The 17717-nt window shown below is 56.8% G+C and carries 14 protein-coding genes and 1 pseudogene; 2 read left to right on the forward strand and 13 right to left on the reverse strand.

The features are described 5' to 3' along the window. Nucleotides 1-54: 54 nt before the first annotated feature. Nucleotides 55-381, forward strand: a pseudogene (locus AC5SEO_RS22635) (integrase core domain-containing protein); the annotation flags it as partial. A 264-nt stretch (nt 382-645) separates the two neighbouring features. Here AC5SEO_RS22635 and AC5SEO_RS22640 read toward each other — a convergent pair. The 11 genes from AC5SEO_RS22640 to AC5SEO_RS22690 all read right to left on the reverse strand — a co-directional run bounded on the left by AC5SEO_RS22640 (nt 646) and on the right by AC5SEO_RS22690 (nt 11761). Beyond that, entirely contained in the window at nt 646-1794 is a 1149-nt protein-coding gene (locus tag AC5SEO_RS22640) for an IS110 family RNA-guided transposase (protein ID WP_495364020.1), read from the reverse strand. A gap of 419 nt (nt 1795-2213) precedes the next feature. Beyond that, the gene (locus AC5SEO_RS22645; RefSeq protein WP_495364021.1) at nt 2214-3227 is read right to left on the reverse strand and encodes an acyltransferase family protein; all 1014 of its coding nucleotides are present in this window, start codon (nt 3225-3227) and stop codon (nt 2214-2216) included. A gap of 130 nt (nt 3228-3357) precedes the next feature. After that, a complete protein-coding gene (gene rfbA, locus AC5SEO_RS22650; RefSeq protein WP_495364022.1) occupies nt 3358-4224 on the reverse strand; it encodes a glucose-1-phosphate thymidylyltransferase RfbA in 867 nt (288 codons plus the stop codon). Beyond that, complete coding sequence (gene rfbD / locus AC5SEO_RS22655; protein ID WP_495364023.1) at nt 4221-5114, reverse strand: dTDP-4-dehydrorhamnose reductase; 894 nt, start codon at nt 5112-5114, stop codon at nt 4221-4223. The genes rfbA and rfbD overlap by 4 nt, the downstream gene beginning before the upstream one ends. Before the next feature lie 5 nt (nt 5115-5119). Further along, nucleotides 5120-6175 carry a dTDP-glucose 4,6-dehydratase gene (rfbB, locus tag AC5SEO_RS22660; protein ID WP_174069170.1) on the reverse strand — a complete coding sequence of 352 codons (1056 nt, stop codon included), beginning with the start codon at nt 6173-6175 and terminating at the stop codon, nt 5120-5122. Between the two features lie 2 nt (nt 6176-6177). Continuing rightward, a complete protein-coding gene (gene rfbC / locus AC5SEO_RS22665) occupies nt 6178-6747 on the reverse strand; it encodes a dTDP-4-dehydrorhamnose 3,5-epimerase (protein WP_495364024.1) in 570 nt (189 codons plus the stop codon). A gap of 152 nt (nt 6748-6899) precedes the next feature. Further along, entirely contained in the window at nt 6900-7796 is an 897-nt protein-coding gene (locus AC5SEO_RS22670; protein ID WP_495364025.1) for a MurR/RpiR family transcriptional regulator, read from the reverse strand. A gap of 96 nt (nt 7797-7892) precedes the next feature. Further along, on the reverse strand, nt 7893-8852 hold the full coding sequence (locus tag AC5SEO_RS22675) for an ABC transporter substrate-binding protein (RefSeq protein WP_495364026.1): 960 nt from the start codon (nt 8850-8852) through the stop codon (nt 7893-7895). 7 nt (nt 8853-8859) lie between these two features. Continuing rightward, the gene (locus tag AC5SEO_RS22680; RefSeq protein ID WP_495364027.1) at nt 8860-9900 is read right to left on the reverse strand and encodes a FecCD family ABC transporter permease; all 1041 of its coding nucleotides are present in this window, start codon (nt 9898-9900) and stop codon (nt 8860-8862) included. Beyond that, nucleotides 9897-10940 carry a FecCD family ABC transporter permease gene (locus AC5SEO_RS22685; RefSeq protein ID WP_495364028.1) on the reverse strand — a complete coding sequence of 348 codons (1044 nt, stop codon included), beginning with the start codon at nt 10938-10940 and terminating at the stop codon, nt 9897-9899. Before AC5SEO_RS22685 ends, AC5SEO_RS22680 begins: the two co-directional genes overlap by 4 nt. Continuing rightward, nucleotides 10937-11761, reverse strand: coding sequence for an ABC transporter ATP-binding protein (locus AC5SEO_RS22690; protein WP_495364029.1), 825 nt, complete (start codon nt 11759-11761; stop codon nt 10937-10939). The genes AC5SEO_RS22685 and AC5SEO_RS22690 overlap by 4 nt, the downstream gene beginning before the upstream one ends. 272 nt (nt 11762-12033) lie before the next feature. Here AC5SEO_RS22690 and AC5SEO_RS22695 point away from each other — a divergent pair, with 272 nt between their 5' ends. After that, complete coding sequence (locus AC5SEO_RS22695) at nt 12034-14205, forward strand: TonB-dependent siderophore receptor (RefSeq protein WP_495364030.1); 2172 nt, start codon at nt 12034-12036, stop codon at nt 14203-14205. Between the two features lie 298 nt (nt 14206-14503). Here the strand turns inward: AC5SEO_RS22695 and dinB are convergent, their stop codons facing one another. Beyond that, the gene (gene dinB / locus AC5SEO_RS22700; RefSeq protein WP_495364031.1) at nt 14504-15583 is read right to left on the reverse strand and encodes a DNA polymerase IV; all 1080 of its coding nucleotides are present in this window, start codon (nt 15581-15583) and stop codon (nt 14504-14506) included. A gap of 23 nt (nt 15584-15606) precedes the next feature. Next, nucleotides 15607-17673 (reverse strand): ATP-dependent helicase, encoded by a 2067-nt coding sequence (locus tag AC5SEO_RS22705; RefSeq protein WP_111796681.1) that lies wholly within the window; start codon nt 17671-17673, stop codon nt 15607-15609. Nucleotides 17674-17717: the final 44 nt, after the last annotated feature.

A 17717-nucleotide genomic window follows, 5' to 3' on the forward strand; every position in this document is an offset into this window, starting at 1 on the left:
TCATCAGGGCTAAATCAATCTAGCCGACTTGTCCGGTGAAATGGGGTGCACTCCATCGACACTTACTCGCGCTTCTCGCCGGCAGTCGATGCCCGCTTCAGTTACAAGGGGGAGGATGTCGTTCAGACACTGGAGCGGGTCTGCCGGCAGGTCGTATATCCGACGACCATTCGCGTCGATAACGGCAGCGAGTTCATCTCTCGACACCTTGATCTTTGGGCCTATCACAAGGGTGTCGTGCTCGACTTCTCCCGGCCAGGCAAGCCGACCGACAACAGCTACATCGAGAGTTTTCATTGCAAGTTCCGCGCCGAGTGCCTGAACGCTCACTGGTTCATGACCCTTGACGACGCGCGGGCAAAGATGGGGGATTGGCGTAGAGACTTGTATGAAGCGGTGTTTGTCAATCCATTTTCATCTTTCCCAAAATTTCTTTCCTTCCGTTATTCGCAGTCTTCTGGCGAGCTGGCACCCTGGTGCCTCGACTTGTATGCGGCTGGAGCGATTGCCCCCGACCATAATCCCGATTCATGGTGGCCAAGCGTCTGCTTGAAGCGCGGTACTAAACTACAACTCGGCGTCTGATGTCCATCTCTACGCACGGTAGCCGCGCTTCTGTTTCAACTGCCCGTCGGCAGTCGAACCTTACTTGGCGGCGACAGCCAGTGTAGCCCCTTCAGGGACTTCGCCATCTTCAATGAACCGGCATAAAGCTATTGCCAATTTGCGAGCCAAGGCGACTATTCCGACCTTCCCGGACCGACTTCCATGCCCCGAGAAGCGGGAGCGATACCATCGCGTCAGCTGGCTTTGCGGTTGGTACTTTAGCCAGCACCAGGCCAGTTCGACGAGCATCACTCGAGCCTGTTTGTTTCCGGCTTTACTGATGCCTTGATCCCGATGGACCTCCCCACTGGAATGGGGGCTGGGTGACAGTCCGAGGTGAGAGGCCAGATGCTTTCGGTTCTTAAACGTTCTATGGAACACTTCGACGACCAACTGCGTGGCGCCGACTTCGCCTATGCCGTCAAGCTGCTTCTGCACCCTGATCTTCGCATTGCCGTTGATGGCTCCTTCGGTCTCGCAAGCCTGAATGCGCTCCTTCTCCAAGCTCTTGAGCTGCGAGTGCACGAGATCGAGCCGTTCAAACTGGCGGCAAAGCTCACGGAAGATGAACCGCCCTAATTCCCTGCCATCGCCGGTCCGGATATTCGAAAGTGCCTCCTTCGAGCGTCCTCCCCAAAGACCTGGAACAGAGCGGATACCGTGGAGCACAAGCAAGGCGCGGATACGATTGACGTGCCGCGTGCGCTCCTTCTTCAATTGCGTGCGTTCCCGAGAAAGACGCTTGGCGTCTTCTTCCGCGACTGAGGGCAGCCGAACAGGTCGACAAACCGATCTGTCTCCGAGCAGATATGCCTTCAGCGTGAACACCATCGCTTCGACATCGACGCGATCTGTCTTCACACATCGGCCTCGTCGCGAAACCAGAAAGCTGGATGGGTCGAGTATTGTAGTTTCGATGTCGCGATCGATAAGAAAACGGGCAAGCCAGAAGCCATCATAACCCGCCTCGAAGCAGACGCGCATCGACCCCAAGGCACATCCGGCATACGACAGAGCTCGTGCCAGGCTTTCGATCCGTCCGAGCGCCGACAGAAGAGCTTCGGCATTACCGCCGGCTACTGCCGTAGTCTGCACCTTATCTGAGCCGGGCAGAAGATAACCGATCAGCCAAGTGCGTTGGCTGAGTTCAAGGGCGACATAGCAATCGTTGGCACGTTCGGCGCTCATGATCATCCTCCTTAAAAAGCGGAGGCAGATTATCAAGCTCCGCGGCGAGCTTGCATAGGATCTATAACGAGTTCCGGCCACACAGCGCGATAGGCAACAAAGTGCCGATTTCGCTTATGAACGGCTCATCGGCACCCCCGCCGAACTGAGCCAAAACCCCGGAAAATTCCAGCTCCCGCTGGCCCAAAATCGGGGAGCACGTCACGCCGAAACTGCCGCGGCGCGCCTTCGAGCCGTTCCGCAACAGCCTCGATCATATGGAAGCTTCTAGTTCCAGCGCTAGGCGCAGACATAGGAGCTCACAGTTGTGAATCGTCTATCTGCAATACAGGCACACGCTCCAACTGCACCAGAAGGGGTCAGCTTGCTGCTTACGAAGGAGCCGTTATTAACCTATTTTCATCCCTATACAATCTCAATTACATTATCGCCTCGGCGGAGCTGTCCTTGGACTTGAATGATACGGCGCGAAGCCAGCGGCGCATTTTGGCGACAGGCTTTTCAATATAGATTGCGGCAAAATACGACGCTATCAGAGACACCATTGCAGTGATGAAAACGAGGGGCCAACCCGCGACGGAAATCCCGTAGGCCGATGATATTTTCTCGACAATGCAAATGACGAGGTAGTGAGCAAGGAAGAGGCCATAGCTCATGCTGCCGGCCAGTTGTTCGAGCTGCGAAGATGACACTCTTTTGAATAAGGCAAGCCCGGGGATTCCAAGAACAAGACCCACAACGATCTCTGGATTGCTGTTCAATGCCCTGAGACTTGGTATCATCATAATGATCACAGCAAGGCATACGGCTCCGACCCAGAACGAGATCAGGAAGACTTTCCAGAACTGCCCCTCTCGCGCGAAAGTCATTCCCACAAGGAATATGTACAGCGTGCCTGGCAAATGGCGAAAAGCGTTCGCATCGGTATCAATGATACCCACGAAGGCTTGCCCATAAAAATACAGAGACCAAGCCGCAATCAGCGGGATTGTCCAACGGCTCCAAGTAAGCGCTATAAATGGCACGAAGATATAAAACAACAACTCAAGCGATAGGCTCCAGCTTTGTGGAAGCAGGGTGCAAAGGTACCACTGGTGACCCGAAAAGTACAAAGGAACTAGCGCAAGATTCAGTGCGAATAGTTCAGCGGTACACGCACTGTGCCAGCTAACGTCGCTGGGATTGAGCATTATCCAGAGTATCGTCAGAACGGCGAAAAATAAAAACAGCGGAAAGATACGAAGCAGTCTGTCGGCGTAAAACGGGATAACCCCCGACAGGCTTCCGTATTTCTTTTGGAGCAATCCACCCATCGCGTACCCGCTGATCAAGAAAAACCCAATAACTGCGGATCTTCCTTCGTCGATATAGGGGTTAACTATACAGTGGCTTGTAAGCACGCATAATGCCAAAAACAGTCTATAATACCCCATAGACTGGCCTTTTTGTGTGGAGACGCATGCCTACACTAATCCATTCATGAGGAATTCTCATTCGCAGGTCAACTGATTTGCCGGCTTACTAAAAGTCTTGGCGGTCATCGTAGTGACATTTTCGCGACGGCTAGAAGCTTGCAATTCGTCTCAGATAAACGCCGTAGTCGCCTTTGCCTGCTTTTTCAGCAATTTCGGCAAATTGTGGCTTTGTAATAAAGCCTTTGCTGAAAGCAATTTCTTCCGGACAAGCTATCTTGAAGCCCTGACGCTTTTCCAGCGTGCGCACAAATTCCCCGGCTTCGAGCAGGCTATCCGGCGTTCCGGTATCGAGCCAGGCGTAACCGCGACCCATGATGGAGACTTTCAGCTTGCCGCGTTCCAAATAGATGCGGTTTACATCCGTTATCTCGTACTCGCCGCGTGCGGATGGTTTGAGATTAGCAGCGATGTCCACCACATCTGCATCATAGAAATAAAGACCGGTAACGGCCCAATTGGATTTGGGCTTGACGGGCTTTTCTTCAATGGACAGCGCGCGCATCTCGCTATCGAATTCAACGACACCATAACGTTCAGGATCATTGACGTGGTAAGCGAACACGGTGGCTCCGTCGTTGACGTCGGTACCGCTTTGCAAAAGCTCCGGCAATCCGTGCCCGTAATAGATATTGTCGCCGAGGATCAGGCAGGACGGGGAGCCACCAATGAAGTTGGCACCGATCATGTAGGCTTGGGCAAGCCCGTCCGGGCTTGGCTGAACGGCGTATTCGATCGAGAGGCCCCATTGGGAACCGTCTTTCAGAAGGTTCTGGAAAAGCGGCATGTCATGAGGTGTCGAGATGATCAGGATCTCACGAATGCCGGCCAGCATCAGCGTGGTCAGCGGATAATAGATCATCGGCTTATCGTAGACCGGCAGGATCTGCTTCGAGACTGCCAATGTCATCGGATGCAAACGGGTTCCGCTGCCTCCGGCAAGAATGATGCCCTTCATGGCATTTCCTTTTTGCTCTGCGCTAGGGCGGCCATGACCGCGCGCGTTGATGTCTGCCATTCCGGCAATCTTATTCCATAAACTTTTTCCAGCTTACAGCAATCAAGCAGGGAGTTTGCCGGGCGTCGGGCTGGCGTCGGATATTGTGCGGTCGTGATGTCGTTGACAACAATCGACTTTCCGCCATTTTTCGCAGAAAATGCGAATATCTGCTTGGCAAAACCTGCCCAGTTCGTTTCACCTGTGCCTGACATGTGAAAAACGCCGCGAAGATGTGGGGCTGGATCCGTCGCGAGTTTTCTCGCGATCGACACAATCGCGACGGCGATGTCGTTTGCCGAGGTGGGGCAGCCAAACTGGTCCGCAACCACATTGACCTCGTCGCGGCTCTCGCTTAGCCGCAACATGGTTTTTACGAAATTGCTGCCATATTCCGAATAGACCCATGCCGTTCGCAAAATGGTGTAGTTGTCGGTGTTTTCAGAAACGGCGTGTTCGCCTTCGAGCTTTGAGCGACCGTAAACGGAAGCCGGTCCTGTGGGGTCGTTCTCGACGTAAGCGGTGGTCTTGGTGCCATCGAATACATAATCCGTGGAAATATGAATGACGGGAACACCGATGTCATTTGCGGCTCGCGCTACGGCTTTTGCTCCGTCCCGATTGACGGCAAAAGCGATGTCTGGTTCGCTTTCCGCTTTATCCACGGCGGTGTAGGCAGCGGCCGATACCACGACATCGGGTTTCGCTTCCCGCAGCGCTTTGAAAACGGTGTCAGGTCGCGCAAGGTCAAGCTCCGGCCGGCCAAGAGCAACAATCTCCAGACCGGGTCCGGCCAGTGCCTGAAGGGCACTAACGACCTGTCCATTTTTCCCGGTGACTGCAAGCCGCATCCGGTTCAGTCCTTCGTCAGAACGCCGAGGCGCTCACCTGAGTAGACGCCTTGACGCAGCGGCTCCCACCACCATTCATTGTCGAGGTACCATTCAACGGTCTTGCGAATTCCAGTCGCAAAATTTTCCTGTGCTTTCCAACCCAGTTCCGTTTCGAGCTTTGTTGCGTCGATAGCGTAGCGGGCATCGTGACCAGGGCGATCCGTGACGTATTTGATAAGCTCGGCATAAGGCTTTGACTGCGGGCGCAGTTCGTCCAGAATGGAGCAGATGCAATTCACCACATCGATGTTCTTCTGCTCGTTTCTACCGCCGACATTGTACTTTTCGCCGGCGAGCCCCGTCTGGACAATGAGCCACAGAGCGCGGGCGTGGTCTTCCACATAAAGCCAGTCGCGGATGTTGGCGCCGTTGCCATAGACCGGAAGCGGCTTGCCTTCCAAGGCGTTTAGGATGATCAGCGGAATGAGTTTTTCCGGGAAGTGGAATGGCCCGTAATTGTTGGAGCAGTTGGAAATCACGACCGGAAGGCCATAGGTCCGCTGCCACGCCGTGGCGAGATGGTCGCTTGCGGCTTTCGAAGCGGAATAGGGCGACGAAGGATCGTAGGGCGTTGTTTCTTCGAAGAGGCCATGCTCTCCGAGCGAGCCGTAGACCTCGTCGGTCGAGACGTGAAGCATGCGGAAGGCCGATTTTGCATCTTCAGCGAGTCCGTTCCAATATTGCCGGGCTGCTTCCAGCATCGTGAAAGTGCCATTGATATTGGTCTGAATAAAATCAGCCGCGCCCGTGATAGAGCGATCGACATGGCTTTCGGCCGCCAGATGCATCACGTAGTCCGGCTGAAATGACGCGAAAGCGTCATTCATTGCGGCACGGTCACATATATCAGCCTGAAGAAAGCGGTGGTTTGGCGCGTTTTCAATTGGCTTGAGCGAAGCCAGATTTCCAGCGTAGGTCAGCTTGTCGACGGTAAGAACATCCGCACCCACTTCGCTTACGAGATAGCGCACAAGGGCCGACCCGATAAATCCGGCGCCGCCGGTGACTAGAACGCGCATCATCAGTTTCCAGTTTTTTCGTAGGTGAAATATTCAGGCAATTCAGACAAAGACGGCTGCTTGGCGTCCTTGTCGGAAAGTACGCAACGGTCCAGCTTTGGCCAGTTGATACCGATGGCGGGATCATCCCATTTGACACCGCGATCATGGACGGCGCTATAGGGAGCTGTCACCTTGTATGAGATAACGGTGTCGTCAACCAGCGTCATGAAACCGTGGGCAAAGCCTGCCGGAACCCAGAGCTGTTCGCCTTTTTCCGGTGAAAGCTCAACGGCGGTCCATTGTCCGAAAGTGGGTGATCCTGTTCTGATATCGACCGCAACGTCTAGTAGTCGTCCCCGAAGACAGCGAACGAGTTTGCCCTGTGCAAAAGGTTGCGACTGGAAGTGAAGGCCACGAACAGTTCCGGCCTGCGCAGACAGAGATTCATTGTCCTGCACGAATTCGACATCCGAGACATTCTCACGAAACCATTCCCGTTTGAAAACTTCGCTGAAGTAACCCCTGCTGTCTCCAAAACGAGCTGGAGTTATCTTTTTTAAGCCTGATATCGAGAATGCTTCTACCTGCACGTCGCGGATCCTGTCTGGTCTGCCTGCTTACGGTGATATGACTTCAACGCTTCGGACAGTCAATAACGCTTTATCAGTCTACCACACAAGAGTATCTCGTCTCTGACAGGGAGTATAACGGATAGCTTGCCGGTCCGAACCTCGCCTCGACACTATGTCCGCTTGTGCGGCCTGATCGACGTTCTCAGTTCCACCAGTCTTTCCAGTGTCTCAAGGCTTCGATCGGTGCGGGCAGCGGAGAGGGCGAGCGCCATGGTTTCCATGGCGATGAAGGTTGGGGCGTGTAGCGCTACCCCTTCGTTCTTTGCACGGGGCAGCAGGAGATAAGCGTTGGCGTGTTTTTTGAGCACGCTGTCTTCCTGGCCGAGCAGCATGATAATCGGAATGTCGAGGCGACCAGCCTCAGCGATTGCGGTTTGGGCTTCGCGGTGGGCGCGGCCGTGCAGGAGCATGATGAGGACGTGGCCGTTTTCAAGGTCGAGCAATTGTTCGGCAAGCGTAATGCCGGTGGCGTTCAGCGCATATGAGCGAACGCCTGAGCGCTGGAACAGCCGGGCGGCATAGGTGGCGATGATGCCGGAGGCTCCGATGCCGAGGACGCCGATGCCGCGTGCATCCGCTAGAAGACGCACGGCGGCGGCCATGGCGTCGCGGTTTTCCACAGTGGCCAGCATTTCCAGCGTGTTTTTCTGGTTCTCGAGAACGAAGTCGATTGCCGCGTCGCAGTTGCCCGATATGGATTTCGTGGTAGCGGCCAATTTTTCAACCGGCGAATCCGTCACGCCGAGATAGGCCTCCAGAGTTTCCTTGAGGTCGACCAGCCCCTGAAACCCAAGTGCCTGAATGGCGCGAATGACCGTCGCATCGGAGGTATTGGTCTCAAAGCCGATCTCCAGCGCCGATTTACCGAGAACGGCATGGCGGTGGCCGTCAATATATTCGGCAACGGCAAGCAGCCCTGGCGAAAGACGGTCGCGGCGCTTGCGAAGTTGCTCACCGAAACGGTCTGTATGTCTAGGCCTTGATGTACGGGTTTCGCCAGTCGTCATGGGACTTTCCGTGAAGGTGAGTTTCTTACTCTTCTTCACGGATTAGCAGTGCGCCAAGCTCGCAGGCAAGCGCTTTTGTCGCGGCAATCGTTCCCCCTACTTTTCAGCCGTGGGCCTTACCGTGAGATGCGACTGGATGGCGGAGACCATGAGGCTGAGGGCGGCGTAGGAGTTGGAGATTGCGTCCTCCCGCGGCAGAAGGATGTAGCGACCGTTGCGGCAGGCCTGCAGAAAATTGCAGAAACCCGGCATTACAGCTTCCATCATGTCGATTTCGGCCTGCGGAGAAGCGCCGGTATCGGAACGATAGGGATCGAAAATGAAGTCGGCGTCGAGCTCCGGCAAACGCTCTGCGCTGATCTCGATGCGCTCGCCGTCTGGAATATCGTCGATGATGGCTGGGAAACGAAAACCGGCATCTCGCAGCACCCGGCCGAGCGCACGATACGTATGGTAGACGCTGATCTTGCCATTTAGTGGCTGGAACACCGAGACAGTGCTCGCGCCGGTATCGACCGAGGCCTTCAGCGCTTCGATCTGCGCCCGGTAGCGTCGGTCCAGAACGGCAAGTCGCGCCTGCGTGCCGGTCAGTTCAGCCAGCACCCTGTAGATATGCGGCGCGCCGTCCTTCGTATTGTCGATGGCGACGGTCGGGGCAATCTGTTCCAGTTTTTCGATAGGGGTGGGGCGGTCCGGTTCGGTCAGGATGAGATCGGGCTTGAGGGCGACTATCGCTTCCAGATCGGCGTTGATGGAGCCGATATAGGCGATGTCGCTATTGTCGAAATCGACACCGGTCAGAATGGCGCTGGAGCGCAGGTAGGGTTTGCCGTCTCCACCCATGCGGCCATGGCTACCCACTGGTATCACACCCAATTCTATCAGCGGGATGGTGAGATCGATGTCGTGCAGGGCGACGATACGTTTCGGCTGTAAGGGGACAGATACGGTGCGGCCGAGGTCGTCGGTAAAGGTCCGGCTGCCCTCCGCGTGAGCAACGCATACCCCCAGAAGAAGTCCGGCGGTTGAAACGAAAGCGAGAATGGTATTGCGCATGAAAGACCTATAGGCGGTGCCGGTGAAACCAAAGAAGGGTAAGAAACGTGGGGGCGCCCACGGCCGAAAGAACGAGCCCGGTCGGCAATTCCAGCGGTGAAAAAGCGGTTCGGGCAATCGTATCGGCAATTGCAACCAGCGTCGCTCCTGCCAGACCCGCGCCCATAACAAGCCCGGTATGGGAGCTGCCCGGCAGCAAAAGTCGGGCGATATGCGGGCCGATCAGGCCGACAAAACCGATGCTGCCGATAAAGGAGATACAGGACGCGGTGAGAACGACCGCAAGGATGACATGCAGCGCTGATAGCCAGCGGGTGTGAACGCCGAGTGCCGCTGCATTATTGTCGCCGAGCGCCTGAACATCGGCGGCACGGGCGGTGAGGAGAACAAGACAAAGGGTGATGGCCAGGATGGCTGAAAGGATGGAGACGGCGCTCCAGGATGCGCCTTGCAGGTTTCCTACCATCCAGATCATTGCCGTCTGCAAATTGCGGATATCAAGCGATGCCATAAGGATAAGCAGCAAAGCTGATAAAAACCATGAGAAGCCGATACCCGTCAGAACGAAGCGCAGCCGTGAGGTGACACCGGAAAGCGAAAAGACGATTGCAGCACTCGCCATCCCACCGGCGATACCGGCCAGGGGGCGGAATATCACCGGCAGGGATGGCAACAAAAACAGGCAGCCCAGCACCGCGAGCAACGCGCCTTCGCGCACGCCGAGCAGACCCGGGTCGGCAAGGCTGTTGCGTGTGGTCGCTTGCATGATGGCACCGGCAACGCCCAGCATGGCGCCGGAGACCATGGCAAGCGCCAGGCGCGAAAAGCGAAAGTCGAGAACCATCACGGCGTCATTCGAGGCGGGATCCTTATTTCCAGCGGTCAATAAAGACCACAGGGAGGAGGCCGGGATATATTGGCTGCCGGCGGTGAGCGACCAGACGGCGACAAGCGTAAGGCAAAGGGTAAGCGTCACCATAATAGCCAGCCGCTGCGGCAAGAGGCGAATTGAAAAATGCGCCAGTCTGATGACCCTGTAACGGTTCATTTCAGCACCCTGCGCACCAACCAGAGAAAGACCGGGGCCCCGACAAGGCCGGTCATTGCCCCAGTCGGCAGTTCCTTTGGCGCAAGGATCAGGCGGGCGGCGAGATCGGCGGCGATCAGTAAAACCGCGCCGCCGAGCGCGGCTATGGGAATGGCAAGCAGAAGCCGCCCCGTTCTTAGCCGCGACACGAGTGGCGGCACCACCAGACCGACGAAACCGATAGGCCCGGTGACGGCTATGGCCGCGCCACAGAACAGCGATATTGCGGCAAGCGCCAAGAGCCGGGTCGAGCGGACAGGTACGCCAAGCGTTGTGGCGGTGGTCTCACCCAAAGCGAGCAGATCGAGCCGCGGCGCGACGACAAATGCAAGGAGAAGTGCGATAATGGCAGCGGGCAGGGCGGCGGCGACGGCTGCCATCGAAATGCCTGCCGTATCGCCAACCAGCCAGAAGCGCATCTGCTGTAATGTTTCCTCGTTGAGAATGAGGATGGCGGAGGTAAGGGTTCCGGCAAGCGTCGACAGCGCGATACCGCAAAAGACGAGTTTTGCTGGCGTCAGACCCTGCCGTCCGGCGGACGCGAGCAGAAGGACGAGCGAGAAGCTGATGCCTGCGCCGGTGGCCGCCAGCACAGGGCGCAAGGCCGGCGTTGCGATTAACCCCAGCGGCGTCACGGTCGCCGCGACGACCGCGAGGCTCGCGCCCGCATTTAATCCCAGAATATGCGGCTCGCCCAGCGGGTTTCGAAGCATCGTCTGCAACAAAAGCCCTGCCACTCCAAGGCAGGCGCCGGCTTGCAGCGCCGCAAGCAGACGCGGAAGCCGCAGACGCAGCAAAACCTGCTGGTCAAAATTGCGGGCGTCGTAGGAAAATATCAGGTCGTTCAAAACATGTGGGGCAATGGCGCGCGGGCCAGAGCCAATATGTGCCAGAATCAGAAGCAGCATGGCCAGAAGCATAAGCAGTGTTGCCGCAAGCGCGCGGCCATAGGCCTTTTCCTGCATGGCGGGCTTGCTGTAGCTCATCCTGGCGAACATCATGCCGCGCCAGTCCGTCCGGGCAGGGGAAGAAATACCGGCCTCGCCGTTACCGGATGCGTGAGCTGGGCGACAGGCATGTCGAAAACGTCCGAGATGATTTGGGCATCGCACAGCGTCGCTGTTTCGAGCCGGTGCCGCAACCGTCCATCCTTTAGAAAAACCAGGTGATCGGCATATTGCAGGGCGAGATTGATATCATGCAACACGGCAACGATCGTGCGGTTGTGGTGGGTGACGAGGCCAGCCAGCATATCCAGCACCTCTATCTGGTGATGCAGATCCAGAAATGTCGTCGGTTCGTCCAGCAGGATGATATCTGTCTGCTGCGCGAGCGCCATGGCGATCCACGCGCGCTGGCGCTGGCCGCCGGAGAGGCTGTCGATTGCTCTTTCAGCAAGGCCTGACATTCCGGTCACGGAAAGTGCCTCGTCCACTGCGTCCGCGTCTTCCTCGCTCCACTGCTTCAAAAATCCCTGATGCGGGTAGCGGCCACGGGAGACGAGATCGAAGACCGAAAGCCCTTCCGGCGTGTGGTTCTGCTGTGCCAGCATGCCCAGCCGCTTTGCCACCTCCCGTGTGGGATGATGAAATATGTCGCGGCCGTCGAGAAGGATATAGCCGCTTGCCGGGCGGTGCAGGCGGGCAAGTGCGGAGAGAAGCGTCGATTTTCCCGACCCGTTCGGACCGAGCAGAACGGTGAATCGGTTCGGGGCAACGTCTATGGACACGTCGGCAAGCACGGGCGTGTCGCCATAAGCAAACTCAATTGCCTTGGCCGCAAGACGTATGTCCGCGCGTCTATTTTTGCCACCGTCGTCCAAGATCTTCCCCGTTTGAATGAGCCGCCACCAGAATTATTGATGACTGTAGTAGTCAAGTATACAGCTTTCGAAAAGCCGGTTTTTACGCGGTGATTTGCACAAAAAGCGACGATCTTGGCCTCGAATCAGAACTGTTGAGGCATGAGGGAGCGCGCATTCGCCAGATGTTTCGCCGGTGACAAGCTGAATTAAAGTTGACTACTACATTCATCAATTGAAAGAGCGGTGCATCATCGTCGCGATGACGTAAGGGGCAGCCGGGGACAAGACAGATGCATGACGGTTCGATGATCATTCAGGCAGGCTCGCGAGCGCTGTTGGCGTTGCTTCTGGCCGGAGTTGCCCTGCCTGCTTTTGCGCAGGAGAACACGGCACCGAAGAAAAATGCCGACGGGACGACCGTGCTTGAGACGATAATCGTCAATGCCGACGTCAAAAAAGGCGCGCGCGGCTATCAGCCGATAACCACGGGCACTGCGACGCGCACCGAGACGCCGATCCTCGATATTCCGCAATCGGTCAACGTCTTGACCAATGAAGTGCTTCGCGACCAGCAGGCGCGCTCGCTGGATGATGCTCTCGCCAATGTCAGTGGCGTTACCCAGTCAAACACGCTGGGCGGCACGCAGGATGCCGTTATCCGCCGTGGTTTTGGTGACAATCGCGACGGCTCGATCCTCATCAACGGGCTAAAGACCGCATTGCCGCATTCCTTCAACGATATGGCGGAGCGAGTGGAAGTGCTGAAAGGGCCGGCATCCACGCTCTACGGCATTCTCGATCCGGGCGGCATGGTGAATGTCGTGACGAAGAAGCCTGAAGATACTTTCTCCGCCGAAGCCTATTCGCGCTTCTCAGCCTTTGGGGCGGGCAAGTATGGTACATCCGGCGGTTTCGATGTGACCGGACCTATTGCGGGAACGGATTTTTCCTATCGCCTGATCGGTCAGGGGGAGAACAGCGACTATTGGCGCAATTTTGGTGAGAAGAAGAACTGGCTGATCGCACCCTCGCTAAAATGGAGCGGCGAGGATACCGACATTACGGTTTCCTATATGCATGAGGATTACAGCGTGCCCTTCGATCGCGGCACGATCTTCGATCCGGCGACAGGAAAGGCAATCAATGTCAGCCGACGTCTCAGGCTGGACGAGGCCTATAACATCACCGATGGCAAATCCGATCTGGCGAGTATCTCAATAGACCGCCAATTGTCCGAAGACTGGAAACTGTCGCTGAACTACGCCTATAGCCAAAACGAATATTCCGACAACCAGGCCCGCGTGATGGGTTACAATTCCCGCACGGGGCAGGTGACGCGGCGCGCTGACGCCACGCAATATTCCACCATCTACAACCACGCGGCCCGCGCTGACCTGACCGGTGAGGCTGATATTGGTGGCCTGCGCAACGATCTGCTGTTCGGCATGTCCTACGATTACAGCGACACGCTGCGCACCAACATGTTGCGATGCGCAAATTCCTCGAATTTCAACATTAACAATCCCGTTTACGGCAGGTTGCCGGCGTGCACGACGGTCAGGGACGTCGACAGCGACCAGACGGAGGAGCTTTCCACTGCTTCGATCTATATGCAGGACGCCGTGCATCTGGGCGATCAATGGATCGCTGTCGGCGGTTTGCGCTACCAGTATTACGACATCTATGCCGGCAAAGGCCGCCCCTTCGTCGTCAACACCCAGAACAATGGCGGCGAACTCATCCCCAATGCCGGTCTCGTCTACAAGATCACGCCGGATGCATCCCTTTATGCCAACGTGGCGAAAACCTTCCGCCCGCAATCCTCGATCGGAGCCTATTATGGCGGGCTCGATCCGGAGGAGGGCATTTCCTATGAGGTGGGCGCCAAGTTCGACCTGTTCACCGGTCTGAACGCCAATATTGCCTTGTTTAATGCCCGCAAGCGCAATGTCGCCTATTCGGAGGATGTAGGCGGTGTGTCGACGGTGAAGGCCGCCGGTCTCGTTCGCTCGCGCGGGGTGGAGGTGGATATTGCCGGCAACCTTACCGATAGTCTCGATCTAATCGCAAGTTATGCTTATACGGACGCTCTCGTTCTCGAAGATTCCACCTATGCCGGCAAGCGCTTGCCGAATGTCGCGCGTCACACCGGCTCGCTGTTTCTTGCCTATGATGTCGGTGAGGTCGGGCCGAACGGCAACACGCTGCGGATCGGCGGAGGAGTGCGGGCCGTCGGCCAGCGTGCCGGCATCAACGACAATTCCTATGACCTACCGGGTTATGCCGTCTTCGACGCCTTTGCGACCTATACGCTTCAGCTGGAGAAACCGGTGACCCTACAGCTCAATCTGAAGAACATCTTCGACAAAAGCTATTATACCTCATCCATTGGCTCCACCAGCTACGCCAATGCCGTCGGCGAGCCCTTCAACGTCAGCCTCACGGCCAGCGTGAAATTCTAAGGGTACAGGCGGCGCAGTCCATCTGGGTCTTGCCGCTGCTGATGAAAGTAGACCCGTGCGTTTCTTGCATGGCTGCGCTGCATTAAAGCCTATTTAATATGCGGTAAAACCGGGTATCTTATTTTCATCGAAGCGATGCACCTCCTCCCGCAAAGCTTCGGATTGAGATGACCCTATCCTCCTCCCAAGGGTTGTCTTGTGAACAATGGCACTCCTCCTCCCAGCCGTTGTTCGAAATTTCGGAAAGCCTGCCGCACCTCCTCCCGCGGCGGGCTTTTTCGTTTTCGGGACAGGGGCATCAAAGGCCAAGCGCGAGCTGCGCTTCCTCTTCACTCTCTTCGGTGCTCAGCGAGGAAAGGGTAATCCCCAACAGCCTTACCGGACGTTTGAATGGAAAGACGGAGGCAAGCAGGCTCTCTGACATCTCCTGGATCATTGCGAGATCAGACACGGCTCCCGACACTGTTTTGCTGCGTGTCGCCTGGCTGAAATCCGAATATTTGATTTTCACGGTCACCGTCTTTCCCGTGATGTCGTGGGCCTCGCAATAACGCCAGACTTTCTGAGCCAAAGGGCCAAGCTCCGCCTTCGCCAGATTGAGATCGTCGATATCCTCGACGAATGTGTCCTCGGCGCCGACAGATTTGCGGATGCGATCGGGCTTGACCTGCCGTTCATCGATACCGCGGGCGATGTTATAGAAATAAGGGCCGGATTTCCCGAAATGCTGTTGCAGAAAACCGAGTGATTTCGACTTGAGATCGAGCCCGGTTTCGATGCCGTGCCGTTTCATCCGCTCGGCCGTGGCGGGTCCTACGCCATGGAATTTCTTGACGGCCAGGGCTTCAACAAAGCCAGGCCCATTCTTCGGCGTAATGACGGCCTGGCCATTCGGTTTGTTCAGGTCGCTTGCCATCTTGGCCAGAAACTTGTTGTAGGAGATGCCGGCAGATGCATTGAGTCTGGTGACCGCCTTGATCTTTGCGCGGATCTCCAGCGCAATTTCGGTGGCGATCTCCATGCCTTTCAGGTTTTCGGTGACATCGAGATAGGCTTCGTCGAGCGATAGCGGCTCGATCAGAGGGGTATATTCGGCAAATATCTCGCGTATCTGTTGCGACACCTGCCGGTATACCTCGAAGCGTGGCGGTACGAAGATCAGATCCGGGCATTTCCGTTTGGCAGTGACGGACGGCATGGCTGAATGGACGCCGAAGGTTCTCGCCTCGTAACTTGCCGCAGCCACCACGCCTCGTGCGGCCGATCCGCCGACGGCGACCGGCAGGCCGCGAAGTGCGGGGTTGTCGCGTTGCTCCACCGATGCATAAAAGGCATCCATGTCTATATGGATGATCTTTCGAACAGCCGTGTTATCCATCGTTCCAGCCTGTACGATCTTCCCTATTTCCACATCGCCCGCATCCGCGCGCCTACATCGATGCGGATCTGCTGCGCGCTGCGCTCGGAGGCTGCGGCCGAAACCAGGGGCCAGGTGGCGGTTTCAAAGAACTGCAGCAAAGTTGCCGGTATGAAGCGGGTTCTAGCGGCATAGACATGCCGGTCGCCCTGCGCGTTCTGGCCATGGGTGAAGAACCGTTGCGGGGTTATCAGTGACAGACTGTCCTTGGCGCGAGTCATGGCGACATAGAGCAGCCGGCGTTCCTCCTCTACTTCATGCGTGGAGCCGACGCCCAGATCGGAGGGTATGCAGCCATCGACAACGTTCAGGATAAAGACGGAGCGCCATTCCTGGCCTTTTGCCGAATGAATGGTTGAAAGCGTCAGGTAATCCTCATCGAGCAGCGGCACGCCTGCCTGATCGCTGGTGGCATCCGGCGGATCGAGCGTCAGTTCGGTGAGGAAGCGTTCGCGGGAAGGATAGCCGCCGGCAATCTGCTCGAGTTGCAGCAAATCGGCCTTCCGCGTCTCGGCATCCTCATGGATGCGTTCGAGGTGGGGCTCGTACCAGAGCCGCGCCTGCTCGATATCTGATGGCCAGCCGCCGTGCAATTTTCGCATGTTCGCCAGCAACTGCACGAAGGATACCCAGTCATCACCGGTTTTGGGTGGCGGCGGAATTTCGGCTAGGGCGAGCAGAGGTTCAGGATCTGCCGCAATCGTATCGAGAATATTGCCGGCTTTCTTCGGCCCGATACCCGGCAGCATCTGAAGTAGCCTGAAACCGGCGACGCGGTCACGCGGGTTTTGCGCGAACCGCAATACCGCCAGCATGTCCTTTACATGGGCACTGTCGAGAAACTTCAGGCCGCCAAATTTGACGAAGGGAATATTGCGGCGTGTAAGTTCAACTTCAAGCGGCCCGCTGTGACTGGAGGTGCGAAACAGCACGGCCTGTTGCTTCAGCGTCATGCCGGTCTCACGATTGGCCAGCACCTGGTCAATAATGAAGTTCGCCTGCTCGGTTTCGCTTTTTACTGTCACGAGCTTTGGCCGCTCGAGCGACTGTCGTTCGGTCCAGAGGTTTTTCGTGAACCGCTCACGGGCAAGGTCGATGACACCATTGGCGGCAGCCAGTATCGGCTGTGTCGAGCGATAGTTGCGATCAAGGGTGATAATATCGGCAGCCGGGCTGAAAGATGCCGGAAAATCAAGGATATTGCGCACCGTTGCTGCCCGGAACGAATAGATCGACTGGGCATCGTCACCCACCACGGTCAACCCGCGACCGCCCGGCTTCAGTGCCATCAGCACCGCGGCCTGCAGCCGGTTGGTATCCTGATATTCGTCGACCATCACGTGGTCGAAACGATTGCCGATATCGCCTGCAAGGTCGGGATCGCTGACCATCTGGGCCCAGTAGAGCAGAAGATCGTCGTAATCGAGAACGTTCTGGGCCTGCTTGGCCTCGACATAGGCGGCGAATAATTGCTTGAGTTCTTCTTCCCAGCTGGACACCCATGGATAGTGCTGGCGCAGGATTTCTTTCAGCGGCGTTTGTGAATTGACGGCGCGCGAATAGATCGCAAGGCAGGTGCCCTTTGTCGGAAAACGGCTCTCGGTCTTGGAGAAACCCAGTTCGTGTCGGGCAAGGTTCATCAGATCAGCGCTGTCTTCGCGGTCGTGGATCGTGAAATCCACGTCCAGTCCAATCTGTTCCGCATAGATTCGCAAGAGGCGCGCGCCGATCCCGTGAAACGTGCCGGACCAGGCCATCGCATCGGTGAGGGCTCCGGCGTTAGCGCCGATGACCTGCTTGCAGATACGCTCGACACGACGCGACATTTCAGAGGCGGCACGCCGTGAAAACGTCATCAGCAGGATGCGGCGAGGATCGGCGCCATTGACGATCAGATGCGCCACCCGGTGCGCCAGCGTATTGGTCTTGCCGGAACCGGCACCGGCGATAATCAGCAAAGGTCCCGCCGTGTGTCCGCCTGAAGGCCCAACGCCATGTTCCACGGCCTTGCGTTGCTGCTCGTTCAGTTTGTCCAGATAGGCAACCGCCATGCCTGCATCCTTGATATTTGCCTATCCGCACGACGACGGCATTT

It is taken from the genome of Agrobacterium sp. K11, from assembly GCF_059429395.1.

Excerpts from the sequence above, each read along its gene's own strand:
- AC5SEO_RS22640 (WP_495364020.1), bottom strand. The coding sequence starts at position 1,794 with ATGAGCGCCGAACGTGCCAACGATTGCTATGTCGCCCTTGAACTCAGC.
- AC5SEO_RS22645 (WP_495364021.1), bottom strand. The coding sequence starts at position 3,227 with ATGGGGTATTATAGACTGTTTTTGGCATTATGCGTGCTTACAAGCCAC.
- rfbD (WP_495364023.1), bottom strand. The coding sequence starts at position 5,114 with ATGCGGCTTGCAGTCACCGGGAAAAATGGACAGGTCGTTAGTGCCCTT.
- dinB (WP_495364031.1), bottom strand. The coding sequence starts at position 15,583 with ATGGATAACACGGCTGTTCGAAAGATCATCCATATAGACATGGATGCC.
- AC5SEO_RS22685 (WP_495364028.1), bottom strand. The coding sequence starts at position 10,940 with ATGATGTTCGCCAGGATGAGCTACAGCAAGCCCGCCATGCAGGAAAAG.
- AC5SEO_RS22680 (WP_495364027.1), bottom strand. The coding sequence starts at position 9,900 with ATGAACCGTTACAGGGTCATCAGACTGGCGCATTTTTCAATTCGCCTC.
- AC5SEO_RS22675 (WP_495364026.1), bottom strand. The coding sequence starts at position 8,852 with ATGCGCAATACCATTCTCGCTTTCGTTTCAACCGCCGGACTTCTTCTG.
- AC5SEO_RS22705 (WP_111796681.1), bottom strand. The coding sequence starts at position 17,673 with ATGGCGGTTGCCTATCTGGACAAACTGAACGAGCAGCAACGCAAGGCC.
- rfbA (WP_495364022.1), bottom strand. The coding sequence starts at position 4,224 with ATGAAGGGCATCATTCTTGCCGGAGGCAGCGGAACCCGTTTGCATCCG.
- AC5SEO_RS22695 (WP_495364030.1), top strand. The coding sequence starts at position 12,034 with ATGCATGACGGTTCGATGATCATTCAGGCAGGCTCGCGAGCGCTGTTG.
- rfbB (WP_174069170.1), bottom strand. The coding sequence starts at position 6,175 with ATGCGCGTTCTAGTCACCGGCGGCGCCGGATTTATCGGGTCGGCCCTT.
- AC5SEO_RS22670 (WP_495364025.1), bottom strand. The coding sequence starts at position 7,796 with ATGACGACTGGCGAAACCCGTACATCAAGGCCTAGACATACAGACCGT.